21 protein-coding genes are annotated in these 24,060 nt (G+C 70.1%); 15 read left to right on the forward strand and 6 right to left on the reverse strand.

What is annotated here, in order from left to right; all coding sequences use genetic code 11:
- From VF647_24125 to lolA, 4 genes are all read left to right on the forward strand, one after another.
- Window positions 1-621: carbamoyl phosphate synthase (locus tag VF647_24125; protein ID HEX8455189.1), on the forward strand; the 621-nt coding region annotated here is incomplete at its 5' end.
- A 1-nt stretch (window position 622) separates the two neighbouring features.
- Window positions 623-1,357 (forward strand): 2-phosphosulfolactate phosphatase, encoded by a 735-nt coding sequence (locus VF647_24130; GenBank protein HEX8455190.1) that lies wholly within the window; start codon window positions 623-625, stop codon window positions 1,355-1,357.
- A gap of 489 nt (window positions 1,358-1,846) precedes the next feature.
- Window positions 1,847-4,246 carry a DNA translocase FtsK 4TM domain-containing protein gene (locus VF647_24135; GenBank protein HEX8455191.1) on the forward strand — a complete coding sequence of 800 codons (2,400 nt, stop codon included), beginning with the start codon at window positions 1,847-1,849 and terminating at the stop codon, window positions 4,244-4,246.
- Between the two features lie 302 nt (window positions 4,247-4,548).
- Window positions 4,549-5,439, forward strand: coding sequence for an outer membrane lipoprotein chaperone LolA (gene lolA / locus VF647_24140; protein ID HEX8455192.1), 891 nt, complete (start codon window positions 4,549-4,551; stop codon window positions 5,437-5,439).
- 57 nt (window positions 5,440-5,496) lie between these two features.
- Here lolA and VF647_24145 read toward each other — a convergent pair whose 3' ends face one another.
- Window positions 5,497-5,619, reverse strand: coding sequence for a hypothetical protein (locus VF647_24145; GenBank protein HEX8455193.1), 123 nt, complete (start codon window positions 5,617-5,619; stop codon window positions 5,497-5,499).
- Between the two features lie 562 nt (window positions 5,620-6,181).
- Between VF647_24145 and VF647_24150 the strand changes: the two genes are divergently transcribed.
- Window positions 6,182-6,685, forward strand: coding sequence for a YajQ family cyclic di-GMP-binding protein (locus VF647_24150; GenBank protein HEX8455194.1), 504 nt, complete (start codon window positions 6,182-6,184; stop codon window positions 6,683-6,685).
- 79 nt (window positions 6,686-6,764) lie between these two features.
- Here VF647_24150 and VF647_24155 read toward each other — a convergent pair whose 3' ends face one another.
- Window positions 6,765-6,917 carry a hypothetical protein gene (locus VF647_24155; GenBank protein ID HEX8455195.1) on the reverse strand — a complete coding sequence of 51 codons (153 nt, stop codon included), beginning with the start codon at window positions 6,915-6,917 and terminating at the stop codon, window positions 6,765-6,767.
- A gap of 25 nt (window positions 6,918-6,942) precedes the next feature.
- On the opposite strand from VF647_24155, the gene hemL reads away from it, so the two are divergent.
- The 5 genes from hemL (at window position 6,943) to VF647_24180 (ending at window position 12,082) form a co-directional block, all read left to right on the forward strand.
- Window positions 6,943-8,268 carry a glutamate-1-semialdehyde 2,1-aminomutase gene (gene hemL, locus VF647_24160; protein HEX8455196.1) on the forward strand — a complete coding sequence of 442 codons (1,326 nt, stop codon included), beginning with the start codon at window positions 6,943-6,945 and terminating at the stop codon, window positions 8,266-8,268.
- Window positions 8,252-9,559, forward strand: coding sequence for a SpoIID/LytB domain-containing protein (locus tag VF647_24165; protein ID HEX8455197.1), 1,308 nt, complete (start codon window positions 8,252-8,254; stop codon window positions 9,557-9,559). Before hemL ends, VF647_24165 begins: the two co-directional genes overlap by 17 nt.
- A gap of 318 nt (window positions 9,560-9,877) precedes the next feature.
- Window positions 9,878-10,531: a hypothetical protein gene (locus VF647_24170; GenBank protein HEX8455198.1), complete on the forward strand. Its 654-nt coding sequence runs from the start codon at window positions 9,878-9,880 to the stop codon at window positions 10,529-10,531.
- Window positions 10,528-11,538 carry a Gfo/Idh/MocA family oxidoreductase gene (locus VF647_24175; protein HEX8455199.1) on the forward strand — a complete coding sequence of 337 codons (1,011 nt, stop codon included), beginning with the start codon at window positions 10,528-10,530 and terminating at the stop codon, window positions 11,536-11,538. The genes VF647_24170 and VF647_24175 overlap by 4 nt, the downstream gene beginning before the upstream one ends.
- Before the next feature lie 118 nt (window positions 11,539-11,656).
- Entirely contained in the window at window positions 11,657-12,082 is a 426-nt protein-coding gene (locus tag VF647_24180; protein HEX8455200.1) for a ferritin-like domain-containing protein, read from the forward strand.
- 281 nt (window positions 12,083-12,363) lie between these two features.
- Here VF647_24180 and VF647_24185 read toward each other — a convergent pair whose 3' ends face one another.
- Together VF647_24185 and VF647_24190 are read right to left on the reverse strand one after the other, a co-directional pair.
- On the reverse strand, window positions 12,364-14,568 hold the full coding sequence (locus VF647_24185; protein ID HEX8455201.1) for a sodium-translocating pyrophosphatase: 2,205 nt from the start codon (window positions 14,566-14,568) through the stop codon (window positions 12,364-12,366).
- A gap of 196 nt (window positions 14,569-14,764) precedes the next feature.
- Complete coding sequence (locus tag VF647_24190) at window positions 14,765-16,363, reverse strand: amino acid permease (protein ID HEX8455202.1); 1,599 nt, start codon at window positions 16,361-16,363, stop codon at window positions 14,765-14,767.
- 333 nt (window positions 16,364-16,696) lie between these two features.
- On the opposite strand from VF647_24190, the gene VF647_24195 reads away from it, so the two are divergent.
- Entirely contained in the window at window positions 16,697-17,713 is a 1,017-nt protein-coding gene (locus VF647_24195) for a bifunctional oligoribonuclease/PAP phosphatase NrnA (GenBank protein HEX8455203.1), read from the forward strand.
- 61 nt (window positions 17,714-17,774) lie between these two features.
- Here VF647_24195 and VF647_24200 read toward each other — a convergent pair whose 3' ends face one another.
- A complete protein-coding gene (locus VF647_24200) occupies window positions 17,775-17,981 on the reverse strand; it encodes a DUF5683 domain-containing protein (GenBank protein HEX8455204.1) in 207 nt (68 codons plus the stop codon).
- 369 nt (window positions 17,982-18,350) lie between these two features.
- A complete protein-coding gene (gene speA, locus VF647_24205) occupies window positions 18,351-20,297 on the reverse strand; it encodes a biosynthetic arginine decarboxylase (GenBank protein ID HEX8455205.1) in 1,947 nt (648 codons plus the stop codon).
- 154 nt (window positions 20,298-20,451) lie between these two features.
- Here speA and VF647_24210 point away from each other — a divergent pair, with 154 nt between their 5' ends.
- From VF647_24210 to speB, 4 genes are all read left to right on the forward strand, one after another.
- Window positions 20,452-21,552 (forward strand): hypothetical protein, encoded by a 1,101-nt coding sequence (locus tag VF647_24210; GenBank protein HEX8455206.1) that lies wholly within the window; start codon window positions 20,452-20,454, stop codon window positions 21,550-21,552.
- A gap of 1 nt (window position 21,553) precedes the next feature.
- A complete protein-coding gene (locus tag VF647_24215; GenBank protein HEX8455207.1) occupies window positions 21,554-21,964 on the forward strand; it encodes a hypothetical protein in 411 nt (136 codons plus the stop codon).
- 60 nt (window positions 21,965-22,024) lie between these two features.
- The gene (locus VF647_24220; GenBank protein HEX8455208.1) at window positions 22,025-22,534 is read left to right on the forward strand and encodes a Fur family transcriptional regulator; all 510 of its coding nucleotides are present in this window, start codon (window positions 22,025-22,027) and stop codon (window positions 22,532-22,534) included.
- Window positions 22,535-22,693: 159 nt separating this feature from the next.
- Window positions 22,694-23,620: an agmatinase gene (gene speB / locus VF647_24225; protein ID HEX8455209.1), complete on the forward strand. Its 927-nt coding sequence runs from the start codon at window positions 22,694-22,696 to the stop codon at window positions 23,618-23,620.
- The last annotated feature ends 440 nt before the right edge of the window (window positions 23,621-24,060 follow it).

Raw genomic sequence — 24,060 nt, forward strand, 5'->3', positions numbered from 1 at the left:
GCGCTGGACGACGACCTGCGCGCGCGCATGGGCGAGGCGGCGGTGCGCGGGGCCAAGGCGATCGACTACGTGGGCGCGGGGACCATCGAGATGCTGCTGAACGACGACGGGTCGTTCTACTTCATGGAGATGAACACGCGCATCCAGGTGGAGCACCCCGTCACCGAGGTGTGCACGGGGTTCGACCTGGTGAAGGAGCAGATCCGGGCCGCCGCGGGGCTCCCGCTCTCCATCCCGGACTACCCCATCCAGCTGCGCGGCCACGCCATCGAGTGCCGCATCAACGCCGAGGACCCGTCCCGCAACTTCGCGCCGTCGCCGGGCACGATCTCGGTCTTCCACCCGCCGGGCGGACCGGGCGTGCGCATCGACACGCACGTGTACGCGGGGTACCGCGTGCCGCCGTACTACGACTCGCTCCTGGCCAAGCTGATCGTGCACGCCTCCACGCGTGAGGAGGCGATCGCGCGCATGAGGCACTCGCTGGCCGGCTTCGTGATCGAGGGGGTGCACACCACCATCCCCTTCCTTCTCCAGGTGATGGACCACCCCGGCTTCATGGCCGGCGAGGTGGACACCAAGTTCCTGGAGCGCTGGATGGCGGAGCGCGCGGGTGCCTGACATGCGGCTGGACGTGTTCATGACCCCCGCCGAGGCGCTCCCCGCCGAGGTGGCCGGCCGTACCGTCGTGGTGATCGACGTGCTGCGCGCCTCGTCGTCCATCGTCGAGGCGATGGCGTCGGGGGCGCGCACCATCTTCCCCGTGGCGTCCATCGAGGAGGCGATCCGCCTGGCCAACACGCTGGGCCGCGACGGCGTGCTGCTCTGCGGCGAGCGGCGCAGCCTGACCATCGAGGGCTTCGACCTGGGCAACTCGCCCGGCGACTTCACCCCCGAGCGCGTCGGCGGCAAGACGCTGGTGATGACCACCACCAACGGCACGGCGTCGATGGCGGCCGCGGCGGGGGCGGGGCGGGTGATCGTCGGGGCGCTCCTCAACCTGGACGCCGTGGTCGAGGAACTGGTGCGCACCGGCGCCGAGCCCGTCTTCCTCTGCTCGGGCCGCGAGGGCCGCTTCGGCCTGGACGACGCCGTCACCGCCGGCCGCATGATCGGCGCCCTGATGGAAGCGCTTCCTGCCGCGGAGTGGACGATGAACGACGGCGCCCGGGCTGCGCTCGCCCTGGGCCGCGCCTTCGACGGCGACGCCGCGGCCCTCTTCGCCGAGACCGCCGCCGGCCGCCAGGTCGCCGACGCCGGCCTCGAAGCCGACCTCGCCTTCTGCGCCCAGACCAACCTCCGCGACGTGGTCCCGGTGCTTCAGGATCGCAGCATCACGTTGAACGGAAGTGCGTGAGTGCGTTAGTGCGTGCGTTGTAACGGCCGGAATGTCGTAGTCGTAGGGGCGTGATTTATCACGCCCGTGCCCGCCACGGCACCGCGCCCCGCCTCCCGCACCGCAATCCGTAGGGGCAACCCCACGTGGTTGCCCGTGCCCGACGCGGCACCGCGCCCCGTTCCACGGGCGAATAAATTCGCGGCTGGAACCGCGCAAAGTCCGCCTGCGCGGACTCTCGCAAACGGCGGTGTTCTTTCTTGTCATCCTGAGCAAAGCGCCCTCACAGTCCTCGCCCGCTCTCCAGACCTCGGGCGCGAAGCGAAGGATCTACTGCGCGTAACGAGGGGCTCGCGTCTTTGCCCGCCGTCCTCCTGCCTCGCCGAGTAGATCCTTCGGTCGCCGCAAAAGTGGAGTGCACCGCTGGCCCGTGCGACGCGGCTCCCTCAGGATGAAAGAAAGCGCACTAACGCACTAACGCACTTCGTTTTCCCCACCCGCAGGAACTCCATGCAGTTATCCCTCGACGACCGGCAGCGGCGCGAGCTGTGGGGGCTCGGACTCCTGGCCCTCGCGCTCCTGCTCGCGCTTTCCCTGATCCCGGTCGGCCTGTTAGGCGCGACCGGAATGCGGCTCTTTCCCACCGGCAACGTGGTCGGCGTGGCGGGAAGCTGGCTCGCGCGCGGCACGCTCGGGTTCCTGGGCGTCGGGGCGGTCGCGCTGCCGGTGCTGGCGGGGCTGTGGGGGCTGGTCGCGTTCGAAAAGCTGGAGGCGCCTTCCGCCTTCCGCTGGAGCGTGCTGGCGGCGGGGCTGATGCTGCTGGTTCCCGCCACCGCCGCCGTCGCCATCGGACGCGTCGCGGAGCCGCCGCTGCTGGCCGGGTGGACCGGCGCCGCGGCGGGGTGGGGAATGGCGTCGCTGATCGGCACGGTGGGCGCGTCACTTGTCCTCTTCTTCGCCTTCGCCGGGCTGTGCGTGGCGACACTCAAGTGGAACCCGCTGCGCACCGCGGTCGGCGGCGGGCGGCTGGCCTGGGGGCACGCGCGCACCCTCGCCACCTCCATCCCGTCGCCCACGCTGCGCCTCCCCGACCCGCGCCTCCTCCTCCCCACGCGCGGCCCCCGCACGCCCGACACGGAGCAGGAGATCGACGAAGCGGAGCTCGAGGAGGAGTACGCCGACTTCCTCCCCGAAGACGCCTTCGCCAGCTACGACGACGAGGAGGCGACGGTGCTCGACCACCCCGTCGCCCTCGCGCCCCCGGCCAAGGCGCCCGCGAAGGCCAAAGCCGCCGCGAAGCCGGTCGCACGCTCCACCGCCGCCGAGCAGACGGAGCTGATCCCCGAAGACGCGGGCGATCCCACGGCCGGCGACCTTCCGGCGTCCGACCTGCTCACCGCCGCACCGTTCCGTGACGACCAGCGCAACCGCCAGGAGCTGGACAAGCTGGGAAAGGTGCTGATCGACAAGCTCGCGACGTTCAAGATCGAGGGCGAGATCGTCGGGATGACGACGGGCCCCGTGGTCACGCAGTTCGAGGTCTCGCCCGCGCCCGGCGTCAAAGTGGCGCGCATCGCGAACCTGGAGGCGGACCTGGCGCTGGCGCTCAAGGCGCCATCGGTGCGCATCGTAGCGCCCATCCCCGGCAAGGGGGCCGTCGGCGTGGAAGTGCCCAACCCGACGCCGGAGATGGTCTTCTTCCGCGAAGTCGTAGAAAGCCAGCAGTTCCGCGCGAGCAAGGCGGCGCTCCCGCTGGCGCTGGGCAAGGACATCGCGGGGCGGCCGATGGTCGCGGACCTCGCCAAGATGCCGCACCTCCTGATCGCCGGCGCCACGGGATCGGGCAAGTCGGTGTGCGTCAACACCATCATCACCTCGCTGATCTACCGCCACTCGCCGCAGTCGCTCCGGTTCCTGATGGTGGACCCGAAGATGGTGGAGCTCAGCATGTACAACGACCTCCCCCACCTGCGGCACCCCGTCGTCACGGACAACAACGACGCCGCGGCGGTCCTCAAGTGGGCGGTGCTGGAGATGGAGCGCCGCTACGAGCTCCTTTCGGTGAACGGCGTCCGCAACCTGCAGGACTTCAACAAGCGCGTGGAGAGCGGCGTCGTCATCCGCTCCCCCGAGGCCGACGGTGAAGAGGGGGATCCCGACCGGTGGCTCTACAAGGGCGGCGCGCTCCCGTACATCGTCGTCATCATCGACGAGCTGGCGGATCTGATGATGACGGTGCAGGGCGACGTGGAGAAGCCGCTGGCGCTGCTAGCGCAGAAAGCGCGCGCCATTGGCATCCACCTGATCCTGGCGACGCAGCGCCCCTCGGTGAACGTCATCACGGGGCTGATCAAGGCCAACTTCCCCAGCCGCATCGCCTTCCGCGTCTCGTCCAAGGTGGACAGCCGCACCATCCTCGACGGCAACGGCGCCGACGCGCTCCTGGGCAACGGCGACATGCTGATGCTGCCCCCGGGGAGCAGCGAGCTGATCCGCATCCAGGGCGCCTACCTCTCGACCGAAGAGACGGAAGAGGTAATGAAGTGGTATCGCGAACAGGCGCGCATCCGCCGCGAGGAGGCGCTCGCCGCGGGCCTGGAGATCGCCGAGGGCACTGGCGAGGCGAACATCCTGGACGTCGTGCGCGCCTCCGAGGACACGGGCGAGCTGGAGCCGGAGGAGGCGGTGGGCGAGCGCGACAAGCTTTTCCGCGAAGCCGCCGAGCTCTGCATCCAGCACCAGGGCGGCTCCACCTCGCTGCTCCAGCGCCGCCTGCGCATCGGCTACGGGCGCGCCGCGCGCATCATCGACCAGCTCCACTTCGCCGGCGTGCTCGGACCTCCGGATGGATCCAAACCGCGCGACGTGCTGGTCGACTTCACCCAGATCGATTCGATTTGCGGGGGGTAGCTGGGTTGGGCTGTGGCCGGGCGAGTAAACTCGCTGCAACAACAGCACAAAGTCCGCCTTCGCGGACTCGCGGTCGAGATCTGTGGTAGGGCGTGATTAATCGCGCCCACCCCTGCCGCATCTCGACCGCCGCCCCGCGCACCGAGGCCTGGTAGGGGCAGCCCCACGTGGCTGCCCGTGCCCGCCGCCATGACGCAGCCCGCATACGCAGACCGGAACGGTGCGCGTGCCGGCGGGGTAACCCAGCGCAACGCATAACCTTGCGATACGTGATTCGAACTCGTTCGGGAGATAGGTCGGTGATGACTCGTTCCGCTTCCTTTGGAATGCTGCTGGTGACGCTGGCCGCGTGCGGCGGGCAGGAGAGCTCGGCCGATTCGCCCGCGCAGGGTGTGGCGCCGCAGCGTCCGCGCGCGGAGACGCCGGCCGTGCCGCGCGAGGCCCCTGTTGCGGGTGCGGATACGGCGGCGGCATCCATCGGCGGGGGCACGGCCCAGAGCGGCGGTGCGGTGACGCAGCCCGGCGCACCGGCGGCACCCGCGCAGCCCGGCGCCGCACCGGCTGCGCAGCCCGCGACCAAGCCGGCCGGCCAGACCGCCGCGAGCACGGACGACGCGATGGAGATCCTGCGCCGCACCGAGCAGCGCGCGGACGCCATCCGCACGCTGGAGGCGGACTTCGTGCAGAACCTGCGCGTGCCGCTCCTCAACCAGACCCAGAACAGCGCGGGCAAGCTGTACCAGCGCAAGCCGGACCGCTTCCTGATGCGCTTCACCCAGCCCGCGGGCGACGTGATGGTGGCGGACGGGCGCTACTTCTGGCTCTACTACCCGAGCACCGATCGCACGCAGGTGATCCGCACCAGCATCGCCAAGGGCGGCGGAGCGGTGGACCTCCAGCGGCAGTTCATCGGCAACGCGGCCGCGCGCTTCGTTCCCACGCTGAACCGCAGCGAGGTGGTGGACGGGCACGACAGCTACGCGCTCACCCTCGTCCCGAGGCAGGCGTCGCCGTACAAGGTGCTGCGCATCTGGGTGGACAAGGCCGACTACACCGTGCGCCGCTTCGAGATGACCGAGGAGAACGAGTCCGTCCGCCGCGTGGAGCTGCGCAACATCCGCGTCAACGGCGCGATCCCGGACAACCTGTTCAGCTTCACCCCGCCGCAGGGGACGCAGGTGTTCGACCAGTAAGCCGCGCACCGCGAACCACAGAGGCCCCGACCGGAAACTCCGGCCGGGGTCTCTGTCTTATCGGCGGATCAGCGAGCCGATCCCCGCCCCGAGCAAACCGCCCCCCACCGCACCGATCACAGTGCCGCCGATCGCGTTCTCTCCTACCCTCCATTTCCCTTCATTGATGAGGTTGTCCATTCCGTACCCGAGCCCAAATCCCGCTAGCGCCCCCAGCACGCCACCAACTACCGCGCCCGTCCTCCAATGGCTGTCCCGGGCGAGCGCAGGCGTTCGAGGCGCGTCCACGGCACGTTCAGGAGCAAGGAGAGCGTCTACGCGTGCAGGTGGGATCAGGCGAGCGTCGTGGACCAGGCGCAACCCGGCAGAAGCGACCGTCGGTGGCGCCGAGTCTCCATAGACATGCTCCTGTGCGTGAGCAGGGCGGAACGCGGTGACGGCGAGCAGGAGTACGAGGAGGAGCCTGAACATTATCGTGCCTGGGCGAAGCGGGGTGGAACGCAGCGGTGGAAACGCCGGACTCACAAGATCACAAGGAAACGGCACGAAAGGCAACCTCAATCGTTCTCGGCACGCATCGGGGCACGCCGGCTCCCCCTCTCCCCGGCCCTCTCCCCCGCAAGCGGGGGAAAGGGTGCACTCCGCCCGCGCCGCGACGACTCGCGCACGCCGCCCTCCGCCTTGCTCCGCCCCCGGCCGCCCGCCTACATTGGCGCCGACCCCATCCACCCGGACCGAGACCATGGCAAAGACGGCCACCTTCGACATCAGCTCGACCGTGGACCTCCAGGAGGTCGACAACGCCCTCAACCAGGCGCGCAAGGAGATCCTCCAGCGCTTCGACTTCAAGGGCTCCACGGCGGAGATCGAGTTCAGCAAAAAGGACGGGACGCTCACCCTCCTTTCCGACGACGAGTACAAGCTCCAAGCGCTGGTGGACGTCATCCAGACCAAGCTGATCAAGCGGGGCGTGCCCGTGCGCAACCTCGACTACGGCGAGGTGGAGCAGGCGTTCGGCGGCAAGGCGCGGCAGACGATCACGCTGGTGCAGGGGATCTCCACCGAAAAGGGGAAGGAGATCGTGAAGGCGATCAAGGCCGCCGGCTTCAAAAAGGTCAGCGCGCAGATCCAGGACGAGCAGGTGCGCGTCACCTCGCCCTCCATCGACGAGCTGCAGGCGGTGATCGCCACGCTCAAGAAGGAGGACTTCGGGATCGAGCTGTCGTTCGGAAACTTCCGGTCGTGAAGAAAGTGCCTAGTGCCGAGTGCCTAGTGCCAAGTAACTGCGGTGACTAGGCACTGGGCACCAGGCACTAGGCACTAAGTCACGGCGCCTTCGCCGTATCCGCGGGGGCCTGGTTCTGGCCGGCGTTCTCTTCCGCGCCGTCGCGGCGGTCGTCCATGTCGTCGTCGCAGGCGGCCAGCGGGGCCACCACGAGCGCGAGAGCCAGCACGGCGTACGCGAGGCGCCTGGTCATACGATCCATCCTTGAGGTCGGTTGAATGTCGGATTCGGTTTCGGGGGGCGAGGGCAAGAACCCGGCCCGTGCGCGGTCGGCGACGCTCTTTGTGCGCGCACAGGGGGTGACGCCGGGAGGGGTCAACTCGCCGGTGCGCGCGTTTCGCGGAGTGGGGGGCGATCCGTTCTTCGTGGAGCGCGCCGCCGGGTCGCGGCTGTGGGATGCGGACGGCAACGAGTACATCGACTACGTGCTGAGCTGGGGTCCACTGATCCTGGGGCACGCGCACCCCGCCGTCGCCGCCGCCGTGTGCGATGCGGCGGGGCGGGGGACGTCGTACGGCGCGCCCACCGCGGGGGAGGTGGAGCTCGCGGAGCTCGTGCGCGAGTTCGTCCCCTCAATGGAGCGCCTCCGCTTCGTGAGCAGCGGCACGGAGGCGACGATGTCCGCCGTGCGCCTCGCCCGCGGGTTCACGGGCCGCGACATGATCCTGAAGTTCGAGGGGAACTACCACGGCCACGGCGACTCCTTTCTGGTGAAGGCGGGCTCCGGCGTCGCCACGCTCGGCCTCCCCAACTCCCCCGGCGTCCCGGCTGCGCTGTCGAAGCTGACCCTTACCGCCCCCTACAACGACCTCGCGGCCGTGGAGGAAGCGTTCCGCGCCTTCCCCGGCCAGATCGCGTGCGTGATCGTGGAGCCGGTGGTGGGGAACGCGGGCTTCATCGCGCCCGACGACGACTTCCTCCCCGGGCTGCGGCGCATCACGGAGGCGGACGGCTCGCTCCTGGTGCTGGACGAGGTGATGACGGGCTTCCGCGTGGCGCCCGGCGGGGCGCAGGAGCGCTTCGGCATCCGCCCCGACCTCACGACGCTGGGGAAGGTGATCGGCGCGGGGCTTCCCGTGGGCGCGTACGGTGGACGGCGCGACATCATGGACCACATCGCGCCCGTGGGCCCCGTGTACCAGGCCGGCACCCTCAGCGGCAATCCCCTGGCAATGGCGGCCGGGCTGGCGCAGCTGCGCATCCTGCGGGACGAGAACCCGTACCCGGAGCTGGAGCGGCGCACTCGGCGGCTGGTGGACGGGCTGCTCGGCGTGGGCGCGGAGCTGGGCATGCCGATGTCCGGCGGGAGCCTGGGCTCGATGTGGGGCGTGTTCCTTGCCGCTGGACCCATCCGCTCGTTCGAAGACGCGAAGGCCAGCGACGTGGCGCTCTTCCAGCGGTTCTACCACGGGATGCTGCGGCGCGGAGTCTTCTTCGCGCCGAGCGCCTTCGAAGCCGGCTTCCTATCTACAGCCCACACCGATTCCGATGTCGACGAGACGATCCAGCGCTCCCGCGAGGCGCTCCGTGAAGCCCTGGCATAGCGCCGCCGCGGCGTTCCTGCTGGTGGCGGCGGCCTGTTCTCCACCGCCCGCCGCTCCCGGACCGATCCCGGCACCGCTGCCACCCGCCGCGCCCCCGGCCGCACCGGCGCCGGCGCCTCCCGCGCCCCCCGCGCGCGTCCCCGACGCCGTCACCACGCTGGCAACACCGGTGGCCGTGGGGCTGGTGGTGGACAGCGCATCGGTGGAGGTCGGCGCGGACGACCGCTTCGTGGTGCGCTCCGCGGACGGGCGCGAGGTGGCGCGCGTGAACGCCGGCGAGACGGTGCGCTTCTCCTCATCCGCCGACGGAATCAGCCTGCGCACCAGCGGCGGGCGCACGCAGGCCGGCCTTCGCGCGCCGCTCACCGTCGAGGCGCCGGAGGGCATCCTGCGCCTGCGCGGCAAGCCGTACCGCGGCGTCTTCGTGGTGCAGCAGAGCCCGCGCGGCGGCATTACGCTCGTCAACCGCCTGGACATGGAGAGCTACCTCCTCGGCGTGGTGCCGAAGGAGCTCGGGGTGGTCACGCCGGAGATCGTGGAAGCCGCCAAGGCGCAGGCCGTCGCCGCGCGCACCTACGCCGTCCGTTACCTGGGACGCCGCAGCGCGCAGGGGTTCGACGTGTACGCGACCGTCGAGGACCAGGTGTACGGCGGCGTGACGGGCGAGACGCCGCTGATCTCCGAGGCGGTGCTCGGGACGGTGGGCGAGGTGATGCAGTACAACGGGCAGCCGATCGTGGCCTACTATCACTCCACCTGCGCCGGCCGCACCGCCGCCATCGACGAGGTGTGGAACGAGAATCCGATCCCGTACCTCGTCTCCGTGGTGGACGTGAACCCGGCCACGGGCGAGGCCTTCGACCGCAGCTCCTCGCGCTTCACCTGGACGGAGCGCTGGACGGGTCCGGAGCTGGTCTCCACACTCAACAAGACGCTGGCCGACTCGCTGCGCGGGCGCCGCATCACCCGCGTGACCGACATGCGCGTCCTCACGCGCACCCCCTCGGGCCGCGTGCGCACGATGACGATCGACACGGACGCCGGGCGCTTCACCGTGGGCAAAGATCGCGTGCGCTGGATCCTGACGCCGATGCGCGGCGGCATCCTGAACTCCTCCAAGTTCGACGCCCGCATGTCCCCGGACGGCGGCGTGGTCATTGAGGGTGGCGGCTGGGGCCACGGGATCGGGATGTGCCAGGTAGGCGCCATGGGCCGCGCCCGCGCCGGCCAGGACTACCGCACCATCCTGCGCGCGTACTATCCGGGGACGGAGATCCGCAAAGTCTACTAACGGAAGTGCGTTAGTGCGTGAGTGCGTGAGTGCGCTCAAGGAACCTTTGTCATCCTGAGCGACGCGCCGCACTGCCCTATCCACGTCCGAGATGCCTGGCGCGGAGCGAAGGATCTACTGCGCGTACCGAGGGGTCTGGCGTGCGGCTCGGGCCTCTTGCCTCGCCGGCTAGATCCTTCAGTCGCCGCAGGAGCTTGGGTGTGCGGCTGTCTTCTGTTGGGCGGCTCCCTCAGGATGACATAAGGGTTTGCTCACAACTCGCAACGCACTAACGCACTAACGCACTAACGCACTAACGCACTAACGCACTTCTCCTCCATGCTACGCGCCACCCCCATCTCCCTCGCCCTCGCGCTGCTCGCCGCGCCCGCTGCGGGCCAGCAGTTCGGGCTGCGCGCGCTGGAGTTCCAGGGGTTCGGGGCGACGCTGTACCAGGTGGTGCCGGCGCGCAGCGAGGCCACGACGGGCGTCCACCTGAACGCGTACCTCGGAAGGCTGGCACCGCGGGTGCGGGTGTCGCCTTCGATGACCTTCTGGGCCACGGAGCTGCGCGACCAGGAGGTCAGCCACGTGCGGCAGCGGGTGCAGGAGCTGTGCGAGGCGGGCGGCACCCCGTGCCCCGGACTGGACCTGGGCGAGGTGGACATCAGCGACCTCTCGATCGACCTGGATGCGCGGTACCTGGTGGGCGGGCCGCTGCGGGTGCAGCCGTACGTGGGGCTGGGCGCCGGGCTCCACCTGGTGAACGGCGGCGGCGACTTCATCGACAACACCTTCGTGGAAGAGATCTTGGACGCCATCACACCGGGGCTCAACGCCATGGCCGGCGTGGAGTTCCCCATCGGACGCCTCCGCATCCATGGCGAGGCGCGCGCCGTGCTGGCCGGCGGCGTAAACTGGTTCGGGGCAGGGGTGGGGGGGAGCATCGTCCTCCCCGAGCGCCGCGCGCCGGCGGCGGAGGTGCGCCCGTGAGCCCGCGCGGCAACGTGCGCGTGGCGGTGCTGGGCGCCGGCGCCATCGCGCAGGTGGTGCACCTCCCCATCCTCACCCGCATGCGCGGCGTCGAGGTTACCGCCGTGGTGGACAAGGACCCGCGCACCGCCCGCACCATCGCCGAGCGCTTCGGCGTCGCGAGCGGCGCGCGCGACACCGACGACGTGCTGGCCGACGACACCGTGGACGCCGTGGTCGTCTGCACTCCCAGCAACCGCCACGAGGACAACGTCCTGGATGCGCTGCGGGCGGGGAAGTTCGTCCTCTGCGAGAAGCCGCTCGCCCTCACCGCGGCCGGGGTGGAGCGGGTGCTGGCGGAGGAGGGCGCCGAGGGGCGGCTGCAGGTGGCCATGAACCAGCGCTTCCGCGCCGACGCCCGCGCCATCCGCTCCTTCGTGCAGAGCGGCGAGCTGGGCGACGTCTTCTACCTCAAAGCGGGGTGGCTGAACCGCGCGCAGCCGCGCGGCCGCACCTGGCGCGAGAGCAAGGCGGCGGCGGGCGGCGGCGCGTTCATGGACCTCGGCATCCAGATGCTGGACCTGGCGCTCTGGATCCTGGACCACCCGAAAGCCGAGCGCATCTCGGCCCAGATGCACCGCCCGGCCGGCAGCGAGGTGGAGGACGCCGCGGCCCTCCTGTTGCGTCTGGAGGGCGACCGCGTGATCAACCTGGAGGCGAGCTGGAACCTCCTTTCCGCGCGCGACCGCCAGTTCCTGCACGTGCTCGGCTCGGCCGGCTCCGCGTCGCTCTCGCCGCTGGCGGTGTACCGCGAGATGTCCACCGGCCTCACCGAGGTGACGCCGCAACTCCCGCCCGGCCGCGAGAACCTGTTCACCGCCTCGTACCGCAGCGAGCTGCAGCACTTCGTTGAAGTCGTCCGCGGCGAGCAGCCGCCCGACTCCTCCGCCCGCGAGCACGTGCAGCTTCTGAGGCTGGTGGAGGCCGCGTATCGGTCGGCGGAGGAGCGACGGGAGGTGGTGCCGTAAGGAAGTGCTAAGTGCTAAGTGCTGAGTGCTGAGTGCTGAACACCGCTGTTTAGCACTTAGGACTTAGCACTCAGGACTCACCGGATTCGAACCACAACCGCTCAAATCGGGAGGAACGATGTCGGACGTGAAGGATCTGATCGACGGATTGAACGAGGACCTTGCGGCCGAATACCAGGCCGTGATCCTGTACCGGACGTACGCGGCGCTGGTGACGGGCCCGAACCGGCAGGAGCTGCGCGACTTCTTTGAGGCGGAGATCCCGGACGAGCTGGGCCACGCCGCCCTGCTCGCCGACAAGATCGTCGCGCTCGGCGGCACGCCCACGGTGGTGCCCGCGCCGGTGCCGATGGCCAAGAACAACCGCGAGATGCTGGAGAACGCCCTCCAGGGCGAGGTGGACACCATCGAGCGGTACACGCGCCGCATCGAGCAGGCCGAGGCCGCGGGCGAGATCGCCATCAAGATCCAGCTCGAAGACCTGATCGTCGACGAGAGCACCCACCGCGACACCATCCGCCGCATGCTGATGGACTGGCGCTAGGCGCGACGCGATTGGCAGAAAAGAAGAAGGGCGGCCCCGGTGTGGGGCCGCCCTTCTGTATTCGACGCAACACCGGCCGCGGGTACCGGGGGATGAATCCCCCGGCTGGAACCACGGGAAGACCGCTGAAGCGGTCTCGAGCGCCGCGGGGTTCGGTGCCGCCCGTGGCACGGGCGCGATGAATCGCGCCCCTACGAGGCATCCGCGCGGCGCACGGGGTTCTCCCCCTCACCCGCCCTGCGCCCCCGCAGGCGGGGGAGGGGGCCGGGGGGAGGGGGCCCCTACCGCACCACCGGCACCACCGGCGCCGCCACGCCCGTCGCCGCCACCGCGGGCGGCGCCACCACCGGCGCCCGGGCCTCGGGCTCGCGCACGGGCGGACGCACGGCGATGTGCGGGGCGATCACCAGCGAGACGATGGACATCAGCTTGATCAGGATGTTCATCGACGGGCCGGAGGTGTCCTTGAACGGGTCGCCCACCGTGTCGCCGGTGACGGCGGCCTTGTGCGCGTCCGAGCCCTTGTACACCAGCGCGCCGTCGATCATGGCGCCCTTTTCGAACGACTTCTTGGCGTTGTCCCACGCGCCGCCGGCGTTGGACTGGAACATCGCCATCAGCACGCCCGACACCGTCACACCGGCCAGCAGACCGCCCAGCACCTCGGGCCCCATGGTGAAGCCCACGATCACCGGCACGATCAGGGCGATGGCGCCCGGCAGCATCATCTCGCGGATGGCGGCCTGGGTGGAGATGGCCACGCAGCGGCCGTACTCCGGCATTCCCGTGCCCTCCAGGATCCCCGGGATCTCGCGGAACTGGCGGCGGACCTCCTGCACCATCGCCATTGCCGCGCGCCCCACCGCGGCGATCGCCAGCGACGAGAAGATGAACGGGATCATCGCGCCCACGAACAGGCCGCCCAGCACCCGCGCGTTGGAGATGTCGATGACGTCGATCCCCGAGATCCCCATGAACGCCGCGAAGAGCGCCAGCGACGTCAGCGCCGCCGAGGCGATGGCGAAGCCCTTGCCGGTGGCCGCGGTGGTGTTGCCGACCGCGTCCAGGATGTCGGTGCGCTGCCGCACCTCGGCGGGAAGCTCGCTCATCTCCGCGATGCCGCCCGCGTTGTCCGCGATGGGGCCGAAGGCGTCGATGGCCAGCTGCATCGCCGTCGTCGCCATCATCCCCGCCGCGGCGATCGCCACGCCGTACAGCCCCGCGAACTCGTAGGAGCCGATGATGCCGCCCGCCAGCACCAGGATGGGGAGCGTGGTGGACTCCATCCCCACCGCCAGGCCGCCGATCACGTTGGTGGCGTGGCCGGTGGACGACTGCTGGACGATGGTGTTCACCGGGCGCTTGCCCATCGCCGTGTAGTACTCGGTGATCATGCTCATCAGCGCGCCCACCGCCAGCCCCACCGCCACCGCGCCGAACACGCCCATCGGCCCGAACTCCTGCGAGCCCAGGCGCTGCATCTTCATCGACTCCGGGAGCATCCAGCGGATCAGGAAGTACGAGCCGATGGCCGTGAGCACGATGGAGGTGTAGTTGCCGCGGTTGAGCGCGGCCTGCACGTCGCCGCCCTCCTTGACGCGTACCAGCAGGATGCCGATCAGCGAGAAGACGATCCCCAGCCCGGCGATCACCATCGGGAGCAGGATGGGGCTCAGCCCGCCGAAGTTGTCGCCGCCGGCCACCACCTCGCGCCCCAGCACCATCGTCGCCAGGATGGTGGCCACGTACGAGCCGAAGAGGTCCGCGCCCATCCCGGCCACGTCGCCCACGTTGTCGCCCACGTTGTCCGCGATGGTGGCGGGGTTGCGCGGGTCGTCCTCGGGGATGCCCGCTTCCACCTTGCCCACCAGGTCGGCGCCCACGTCGGCCGCCTTGGTGTAGATGCCGCCGCCCACGCGGGCGAAGAGCGCGATGCTCTCGGCGCCCAGCGAGAAGCCGGTGAGCACCTCCAGCGCACGCTCCATCTGGAAGCCGTTGGGCGACTCGCCGTGCACGAAGAAGCCGTAGAAGGCGATGAAGAGGCCGCCCAGGCCCAGCACCGCCAGGCCCGCGACGCCCATCCCCATCACCGAGCCGCCCGCGAACGACACGTCGAGCGCCTTCGACAGGCTGGTGCGCGCCGCCTGCGCCGTGCGCACGTTGGCCTTGGTGGCGATGATCATCCCGATCCGCCCGGCCACGGCCGAGAAGAGGGCGCCGATCAGGAACGCCGCGATGATCAGCGGGTGCGACCGCTCGTCGGCGTAGCTCAGGTAGCCCAGGAAGAGCGAGGCGACCACCGCGAACATCGCCAGCACGCGGTACTCCGCGTTCAGGAAGGCGCGGGCGCCGTCGGCGATGTAGCCGGCGATGGTGCTCATGCGCTCGTTGCCGGCGTCCTGCTTCGAAACCCACCCGGACATCACAAAGGTGTAGACCAGGGCCAGCACCCCAAGGGCGGGGACAGCGTATGCGATCGGATGCATGTGGACGGTGTTGGGGCTACTGAAAAAAAGGACGCGCCCGCTTGCACACCCGTCCCGCCGCCGTGGGGCGGGGGAGGGGGCGCACAGCGCGGGCGCCGTGGCGCGCGCGATAGGATGGCTGAAAGAAGCCGTTAGCGCAAGCGGGCCGGGCACGGAAACTCCGCGCCCGGCCCGCCTTCACCGCTTCACGAAAGGCTCAGAAGCCGTCCTTGTCGTCCGTGAACGTGGGGCGCGGGGGCTCCTGCAGCCCGCCGTGCGCCTCGTCGCCCGTACGCTGCACCACGCTGTTGATGCGGCCGTACAGGAAGTAGATGAGCAGCCCGATCGCCAGCCAGATGAAGAGCCGGACCCACGCCTCGCGCGGCAGACCCGTCATCAGGTACAGGCACGACGCGATCCCCAGGATGGGGAAGAGCGGCACGAACGGCGTCTTGAACGGCCGCGGGCGGTTCGGCTCCTTCACGCGCAGGTACCACACGCCGCCGCACACGATGCAGAAGGCCAGCAGCGTGCCGATCGACACCAGGTGCCCCAGCTCCGACACGTCGAAGAAGCCGGCCAGCAGCGCGCACACCGTGCCCACCAGCGCGCTGCTGATGTGCGGCGTGCGGAAGCGCGGGTGAAGGCGGCTGAACAGCGGCGGAAGGAGCCCGTCGCGCGACATCGTGTAGAAGATGCGCGGCTGGCTCATGAGCATCACCAGCATCACGGACGAGAGACCGGCGATCGCGCCGATCTTGATCCACGGCGCCAGCCAGGTGTACCCCGTCGCGTCGATGGCCACCGCGATCGGCTCGCCCACGTTGAGGCGCGGGTACTCCACGATCCCCGTCATGATCCCCGACACCAGGATGTACAGCACGGTGCAGATGACCAGCGACCCCAGGATGCCGATGGGCATGTCCCGCTGCGGGTTCTTGGCTTCCTGCGCCGTGGTGGAGACCGCGTCGAAGCCGATGTAGGCGAAGAAGATGACGCCGCCCGCCGCGATGATGCCGTTGAAGCCGTACTGCCCGGGGCCCGTGCTGGTGGGGATGAACGGCGTCCAGTGGTCCACCGACTGGCCCCAGTGCGTGAGCACGTAGTAGCCGCCCGCCAGGATGAACGCCGCCACCACGCCCAGCTTGATGGCCACCGCCGCGTTGTTGAAGCGGGCGGACTCCTTGATGCCGATCACCAGCAGCACCGTCACCGCGAAGATGCCGAGCGCGGCGATCACGTTGAAGCCGCCGTTCGCCTGCGGCAGGGTGTTGATGTCCACCCCCTGCTTGGAGAGCGACTCGGCCAGCGCCGCCGTCTTGCGCACCCACGTCTCCGAGCCTGGCGCCTGCACCAGCTCGCCCGTGGGGCTGGTGAGGTAGGGGGGAAGCTTGATCCCCAGGTCGTGCAGGAAGGAGTTGACGTACCCCGACCACCCCGCCGCCACCGTCGCCGCGCCGAACAGGTACTCCAGGATCAGGTCCCACCCGATGATCCACGCGATCAGCTCGCCCAGCGTGGCGTACCCGTAGGTGTACGCCGAGCCGGCGATGGGGATCATGGCCGCGAACTCTGCGTAGCACAGACCGGCGAAGACGCACGCGATCCCCGCGAAGACGAACGCCAGCACGATGGCGGGCCCCGCATGCTGCGCGGCCGCGGTGCCGGTGAGCACGAAGATGCCGGTTCCGATGATGGCCCCGATCCCCAGCGAGACCAGGTTCAGCGGTCCCAGCTCGCGTTTCAGCGCGTGCTCGCCCTCCGCGGTCGCGTCCGCCTGCAACTGGTCGATGTTCTTGCGGGCGAAATAGTTCATGGCTGCTCCGGTCTGGGCGGATCGGCGTCCGCCGTGGGGTTGGAAACGAGCGCGCCGGGACCGAGGGCGCGCGTACGAAGCGGTCCGGTGGGGGCCGCGTGTGGAGCCGGGGCTTCCGCGTGCTGCGTCACGGGGCGGAATGGGAGGGAGCGGGACGTGGCTTCGCTTGAAGTCGGCAATGTAACGCGCGTGTGGCGTGGGTTCAAGCGTTCGTTCGGACGGTTGGCCGCAATGTGTGCGCCGCGACGGTTGCGGCGGGGCGCGCGGGGGCGTACCATCCACGCGCTGCACCGGGGGCGATCCCGCCCCGCGTACGCCCTGCGCCCGCCGCTGATGCCGAGCCACGACCTCCTCGCCGTTCCCGAATCGCGCGCATTTCCGCTGCGGCGCGTCCTCCAGCGCCTCCTCGCGGCCCGCCGCGTGGTGCTGGTGACCCACGTGGGCGCGGACGGCGACGGCAGCGGCTCGCAGGCGGCCATGGCGGCGTGGCTGGAGTCGCGCGGCATCGAGGTGTCCATCGTCAACCCCACCCCCTTCCCGGACCTCTTCCGCTTCTGCCTGCACCGGCAGGACGTGGTGGCCGAGATGGGCACCCCCGAGGGCGAGGCCGCGCTCGCGGAGGCCGACCTCTTCGTCGTCCTGGACACCTCGGAGCCGCCGCGCGTGGGCGCCATGGCCGAGCACCTCCCGCCCGACCGCACGCTGGTGGTGGACCATCACCCCGCCGGCAGTGAGGTGGTGGGCGACACCGCCGTGCAGGACCCCTCCGCCGGCGCCACCGGCGAGATGGTGTACGACCTGATCACGCTGGCGGGTGACACCGTGCCGCACGCCTCGGCGCTGGGCGCGTACGTGGCCATCGTGAGCGACACCGGCTCCTTTCGCTACTCCAACACCACCCCGCGTATCCACGCGGTGGCCGCGGAGCTGCTGGGCCGCGGCATCGACACGGAGGTGGTGTACCGCCGCATGTTCGCCACGGCCCCGCTGCGCCGCCTGGAGCTGCTGCGCGAGGCGCTCGCCACCCTGCGCACGGACCCGGAGGCGCGCATCGCCTGGATGACGGTGCGCGCCGACACCGCCACGCGCCTGGGCGCCACCGGCGAGGACTTCGACGGCCTCATCGAGCACGTGCGCTCCATCGAGGGCACCGAGGTGGCGATGCTCTTTCGCGAGACGGGCGAGGGCGACACCAAGGTCTCCTTCCGCTCCAACGGCGCGGCGGACGTCAACCGCCTGGCGCGGCGCTTCGGCGGCGGCGGGCACGTGAAAGCCGCCGGCGCGCTGATCCCCGGCGGCATCGACGAGGTCGCCCCACCCGTCCTCGCCGCCGCCCGCAGCGCCGGCTGACAGGACGAAGGGGCGCCCCGCTGCAGCGGGCCGCCCCTTCGTCATCCATCCCTCCCGCGAGTCAGCGGTAGGGGTGTTCCTTGGCGTAGTTGTACGCGGTGTACGCGGCAATCAGGTGGCAGACCCACCCGAGCAGCCCGCCGGTTCCGATCCACATCCCCGGCGTCACGATCAGCCAGAAGAGCCCGCGCAGGAACTTGCCGTTGTAGATCTGCCCGATCCCAGGGATCAGGAGGCTCAGGAGAGCCGCAATTCGAGGATTTCTCACCGTGCCCTCGCCTTTCCAGGTGCGTGCGTAACCCGGCCTCTTCCGGGACCAGGTGCGTTACGGCGGCGGCGCGGGGGAAGTTTCGCCCCCACCCCCAGCGTCGCTCCGCGACGCATCCCCCTCCCCCAAAACTGCCTGGGGGAGGGGGCGGTTGCTTGCATCTGCCTGCATTGCCGCGATCCGGTAGCCCGTGTCCGCCGCCCCTCCGAACCCGTCGTTACCCCGAAACCCCGTAGGGGCCGCCCCACGTGGCTGCCCGTGCCCGCCGCCACACCGCCGCCCGCCACCCGCACCACCCAACCCAAACCCCCTCCCCCGGGCAGTATCGGGGGAGGGGGATGCGTCGCGGAGCGACGCTGGGGGTGGGGCCTACTCCACCTCCGACTCCAGATACGTGTACCCCGCCAGCCCGTCCACGTAGTCGGCGATGAAGCGGTTCGCCTGCGCCCGGGGCAGTCGCGCGTTCGCCACCTTTTTCCGGAACGTGGCGATCAGGTCCTGCGCGTTGAACTGCACGTAGTTCAGCACCTCGGTCACCGTGTCGCCGTGCACGAGGTCGCCGATCTCGTAGCCGCCCTCGGCCAGGCGGATGTGCACGGCGTTGGTGTCGCCGAACAGGTTGTGCAGGTCGCCCAGGATCTCCTGGTACGCGCCCGTCAAAAAGATCCCCAGGATGTACGGCTCGTCCGGGTGGAAGGTGTGCAGCTCGAGGGACGGCTTGGCCTTACGCCACCCCACGAAGCTGTCGATCTTGCCGTCCGAGTCGCAGGTCACGTCCTGCAGCGTGCCGCGCCGCGTGGGCTCCTCCCCCAGCCGGTGGATCGGCATGATGGGAAAGAGCTGGTCGATCGCCCACGAGTCCGGGAGCGACTGGAAGAGCGAGAAGTTGCAGAAGTAGCGGTCGATCAGCACCGACTCCAGCTCGGGGAGGATGTCCTCGTACTCCTCCGGGTCCTTGCGAGCCTCGTCGGCCACGCGGTTCATGATCGCCAGCCAGTAGCGCTCCGCCGCGGCCCGCTCCCGCAGCGACAGCGAGCCGCTGTTGAAGAAGAGCTGCATCTGCTGCTTGGCGAAGGAGGTGTCGTGGTACACCTCGCGGGTGTTGCGGACGCCCACCTCCTTCAGCGTCGCCGCAAGCTCCAGCACCAGCGCGTGCGCGTCCTCGTCCACGGGCTCGGGCTCGCCGGCCACCTGCGTCTCCAGGTCCACCACGTTGATCAGCAGCAGGGCATGGTGCGCGGTGAGGGCGCGCCCGCTCTCGCTGATCACGTGCGGCATGGGGATCTCGTTCTCGCGGCACGCCTCGGCCAGGCCGTAGATGATGTCGTTGGCGTACTCCTGCACGCTGTAGTTGACGCTGGCCGACGAGGTGGAGCGCGACCCGTCGTAGTCCACCCCCAGCCCGCCGCCCACGTCCACGTACTCGATCCCCACGCCGATGTTGCGCAGCTCCACATAGAAGCGCGCCACCTCCGCCATCCCCAGCTTGATGTTGCGGATGTCCGGGATCTGCGAGCCCAGGTGGAAGTGGATCAGCTTGAGCGTGTCCAGCCGCCCCGCCGCCTCCAGCTTGTCCAGCACGCGCACCACCTGCGACGCGTTGAGTCCGAACTTGCTCTTCTCCCCCGCCGTCTCGCTCCAGCGGCCGCTGCCGGTGGTGGTGAGCTTGATGCGCACGCCCAGCGTCGGCACCACGCCGATCTCGTCGGCCACGCGCAGCAGCGTCTCCACCTCGCTCAGCTTCTCGATGACGATGAGCACCTTGTGCCCCAGCTTCTGGCCCATCATGGCCAGGCGCATGAACTCCTCGTCCTTGTAGCCGTTGCACACGATCAGGTGGTCCGCGCTCTCGGTGAGGGCGAGCACGGCCTGCAGCTCCGGCTTGCTCCCCACCTCCAGCCCCACTCCGTGCGCCTTGCCGAACGCCACGATCTCTTCCACCACGTGGCGCTGCTGGTTCACCTTGATGGGGTAGACGGTGGTGTAGCCCCCTTCGTAGTCGAACTCCTTGATGGCGTGCTGAAAGCGCTCCGTAAGCGTCTCGATGCGGGTGCGCAGAATGTCCGAGAATCGCAGCAGGAGCGGAAGGCGCACCCCCTGCGCCTCCATGTCCATGGCGATCTCGAACAGGTCCAGCTCGCGCGCATCCTCGCGCGTGGGGCGCACGGCGACGTGCCCCTTGTCGTTGATCTCGAAGTAGCCGACCCCCCACCCCTCCACGTTGTAGAGCTCGCGGGAGTCCTCGATCGTCCAGTCGGTAGCCAGTGCGGCCTCCGGGGTTGGGAGCGTTGCGGTTTGTGCGTTGCGGGGGCGCAATTTGGACCCTCGCGCCCCGGAGCGAAAGACCCCGCCCCCGGCTTGTCCGCCGCGGGGGCCCCCCGCTACCTTTTCCGTCCGGCCCCGCGCCGCGCGGATGCCCGCTTCCGCGCAGTCCGAGCGGCCCTCCAGACCCCAGCCGAGATCGTTCCCCATGTACCGCGCACCGGACTTTTCGCAGCCGCGCTTCCAGTCCGCGCCCGAAGCACGCTTCGCCCCGGCGCCCGCCGACGGCGTCCTTCCGGAAGGCTTCTTCTCCACCACCAACCTCCCCACCTACGTGCACACCGGCGGGGAGTGGCGGCTCCCGCGTGACCCGCGCATGGACGCGGCCCTGGTGCTGGACCCGGACGGCGTGCCGCGGGTGCTGGAGGGGCGCTACGTGCGCGCCGGGCAGCAGGTGGCCATGGGGATGGCGGAGGACGGCTCCGAGGGGATCTTCGTGCACGTGGCCGGGCTCATGGGCGACCCGGACCAGGGACCCGAAGGCGAGTTCAAGTTCATGTCGTCCGAAGTGTCGCGCGAGAAGCCGACCGACTACGCGGAGATGGCGCGCATCCTGGTGGAGGAGAAGGAGCGCGGCGGCTGCTTCGTGTGGGTGGTGGGCCCCGCCGTGCTGCACTCGCGGGGGCGCGACACGCTGGCCTGGTTCATCCGCAACGGCTACGTGGGGGTGATGTTCGGCGGCAACGCGGTGGCGGTGCACGACATCGAGTCGGCCACCATGGGCACCACGCTGGGGATGAACTCGCGGGGGCTCCCCATGATCGGCGGGCACGGCTTCCACATGCGCGCCATCAACCGCGTGCGTGCGGCCGGCTCCATCCGCGCGGCGGTGGAGCAGGGGGTGGTGACGGAGGGGATCATGCACGCGCTGGTGACCTCCGGCGTCCCCTTCGTCCTCGCCGGCTCCATCCGCGACGACGGGCCGCTTCCCGACACGCTGACCGACGCCATCGTCTGCCAGGAGACGATGAAGGAGTACACGCGCCGCGCTACCGGCGTCATCATGATCGCCACGGCGCTGCACTCCATCGCCACGGGCAACATGCTGCCCTCGTACGTGTGGCGGGAGGACACGGGCGAGGTGCGCCCGCTGACCACCATCTGCGTGGACTCGTCGGAGTTCGTGGTCTCCAAGCTCAAGGACCGCGGCACCCACCAGGCGTTCGGCGTCATCACCAACGCGCAGGACTTCCTCCACGTGCTGCGCCACTACGTGGAGATCGAGGTCGCCTCGCGGCAGCCCGCCTGAGGTGCTTCCCCCCAACCCCCACCTCGCCGCCGCCCTGGCCGCGGCCGCGGAGCAGACGCCGCCCGAGCAGGTGGACCAGGTGTGGATCTTCCCGGCACGCTCCCTCGGCGCGCGGGAAAGCGGGCTGGCCGTCCTCGCCCTCTTCGCCGAGCCGGATGCGCGGGGACAGCGCCGCACCCTGCACACGCTCACCTACGAGGCCGAGGCGCTCAAGGGCGGCAAGACGCGCCGCGTGGACACGCGCCAGGAGGAAGGCACCGTCCCCCCGGACCGGCTGGACCGCATCGTGGACGGGATGGTGCGCCGGCTGGGCGGTGGCACCGAGACCCCCGAGGTGCGCGACGTGGGCGGCGACCCCGCCGCATGGGCCCGTCTGCTGGCCGAGCTCGCCGGGATGCTTGACCCCCGCTAACAAGAATGATTATCGTTGGGGTGCCGTGAAGTCGGCGAGCTTTCCCGCAAGGAGCCCAGCATGTCGGTAGCGACCCTCGATTCACCCCCGGCGGCCTCGCCGTACCTCCCACTCTTCCGGCGCTACCTGAAGCAGCAGGGGCTCCCGGTCACGCAGCAGCGCGAGGTGGTGGCCGACGTGGTGTTCAGCACCACCGAGCACCTCTCGGTCGAGGAGATCGAGGCGCGCCTCAGGGAGCGGGGCGAGCGCATCGGCAAGGCCACCATCTATCGCACCATGGAGATCCTGGTGCGGAGCGGACTGGTGGAGGACCACGACTTCGGCGACGGCTTCAAGCGTTACGAGCACCTCTTCGGCGGGCAGCCGGTGCACGACCACCTGGTGTGCACCCACTGCCGCAAGGTTACGGAGTTCCGCAGCCCGGAGCTGCTGCGCATCAAGGACGCCGTCTCGCGCGAGCACGGCTTTGCCCCCTCCCGCCATCGCCTGGAGATCCACGGCCTCTGCGCTGAGTGCCAGGAGCAGGGCGTGACGCTTTCGTACACGGGGCTTACCTGCCCGGCGTGGTAGGCTGACGGAAGTCTCACGCGGAGGCGCGGAGACGCGGGGAGAGTACGGAAGAGGGGAGGCCGCATTGGGACGCGGCCTCCTCTTCGTGCAGTTGACGCACGGGGGCGCACCCGTTCTTTTGCCCGGCCGATTCCATCGAACCCGAGCGCCGGACCCGATATGAGCAGCCAGCTTCCCGAAGCACTGAAGGACCTCCCCTGGGAGCTTCCCCGCAACTTCCTGGGCCTGGAGGGCGACGCCGCCGGGTGGGAGAACGCGGGGGTGGTGATCCTGCCGATCCCGTACGAGTCCACCGTGTCGTACCAGGGCGGAACCAAGCTGGGCCCCGCCGCCATCCTGGAGGCGTCGCGCTACATCGAGCTGTACGACCAGGAGCTGGACGGCGAGCCCGGCCCCGCCGTCGGCGTTTGCACTCTCCCCGCGATCCACCTCAGCTCCGCCGGCCCCGAGGCGGCCGTCCGCGAGCTGCGCGAGGCGTACGACACCATCCTCGCGGCCGCGGGGGACCGGCTGGTGATCGGCCTGGGCGGCGAGCACTCGATCTCCAGCGCCCCGGTACTGGCCAACGCCGCGCGACTGCAGGGCCGCCGTCTCTCCGTCCTCCAGTTCGACGCGCACGGCGACCTGCGGATGGAGTACGAGGGCTCCCCCTACTCGCACGCCGCCGTGATGGCCCGCTGCATCGACGACGCGGACCTGGTGCAGGTCGGCATCCGCGCCATCACCACCGAGGAGCGGGCGCTGATGCGCGAGCGCGCCCCCGCCATCACCACCATCTTCGCCGAGGAGATGTGGGACAACGAGGAGTGGATCGGCCGCGCCATGGACGCGCTGGGCGACGACGTCTACATCACCTTCGACGTGGACTACTTCGACCCCTCGCTGATGCCCGCCACCGGCACCCCCGAGCCAGGCGGGATGACCTGGTACCCCACCATGAAGCTCCTCCGCCGCGTCTTCACCGAAAAGAACGTCGTCGGCGCGGACGTCGTCGAGCTCGCCCCGATCGGCGGCAACGCGGCGCCGGATTTCGTGGCGGCCAAGCTGGTGTACAAGATGGTTGCGTATTACGGGTTGAAGCGCTGAGGGAGGGCCCTCACCCCCGGCTCGTTACACTCGCCTGCCCCCTCTCCCGATAACAGGAGAGGGCTGCGCCCTCCTGTCATCGAGAGAGGGGGCGTGGGTCGCGGAGGGCCCCCTCCCCCCGATCCCCTCCCCCGCCTGCGGGGGCGCAGGGCGGGGGAGGGGGAGAACGGCGCGTGCGTTGCGCAGATCCGGTAGGGGCGCGATTTATCGCGCCCGTGCCCTACCGCGCACCGCCGCCCATGTTCCGCACCGAACGCGTAGGGGCAGACCCACGTGTCTGCCCGCCTTCGCCGCACCGCGACCCCCGCTGGCTGCACCCAGACCCGTAGGGGCCGCCCCGCGTGGCTGCCCGTGCCGTCCGTTGCGCCGCCGCCGGCCACCGCGCGCCAATGCGCGTGCCCCAACGCCCCTCCCCCGCGGTTTGGGGGAGGGGCCGCGAG

This window comes from Longimicrobium sp., from assembly GCA_036387335.1.
Classification (GTDB): Bacteria; Gemmatimonadota; Gemmatimonadetes; order Longimicrobiales; family Longimicrobiaceae; genus Longimicrobium.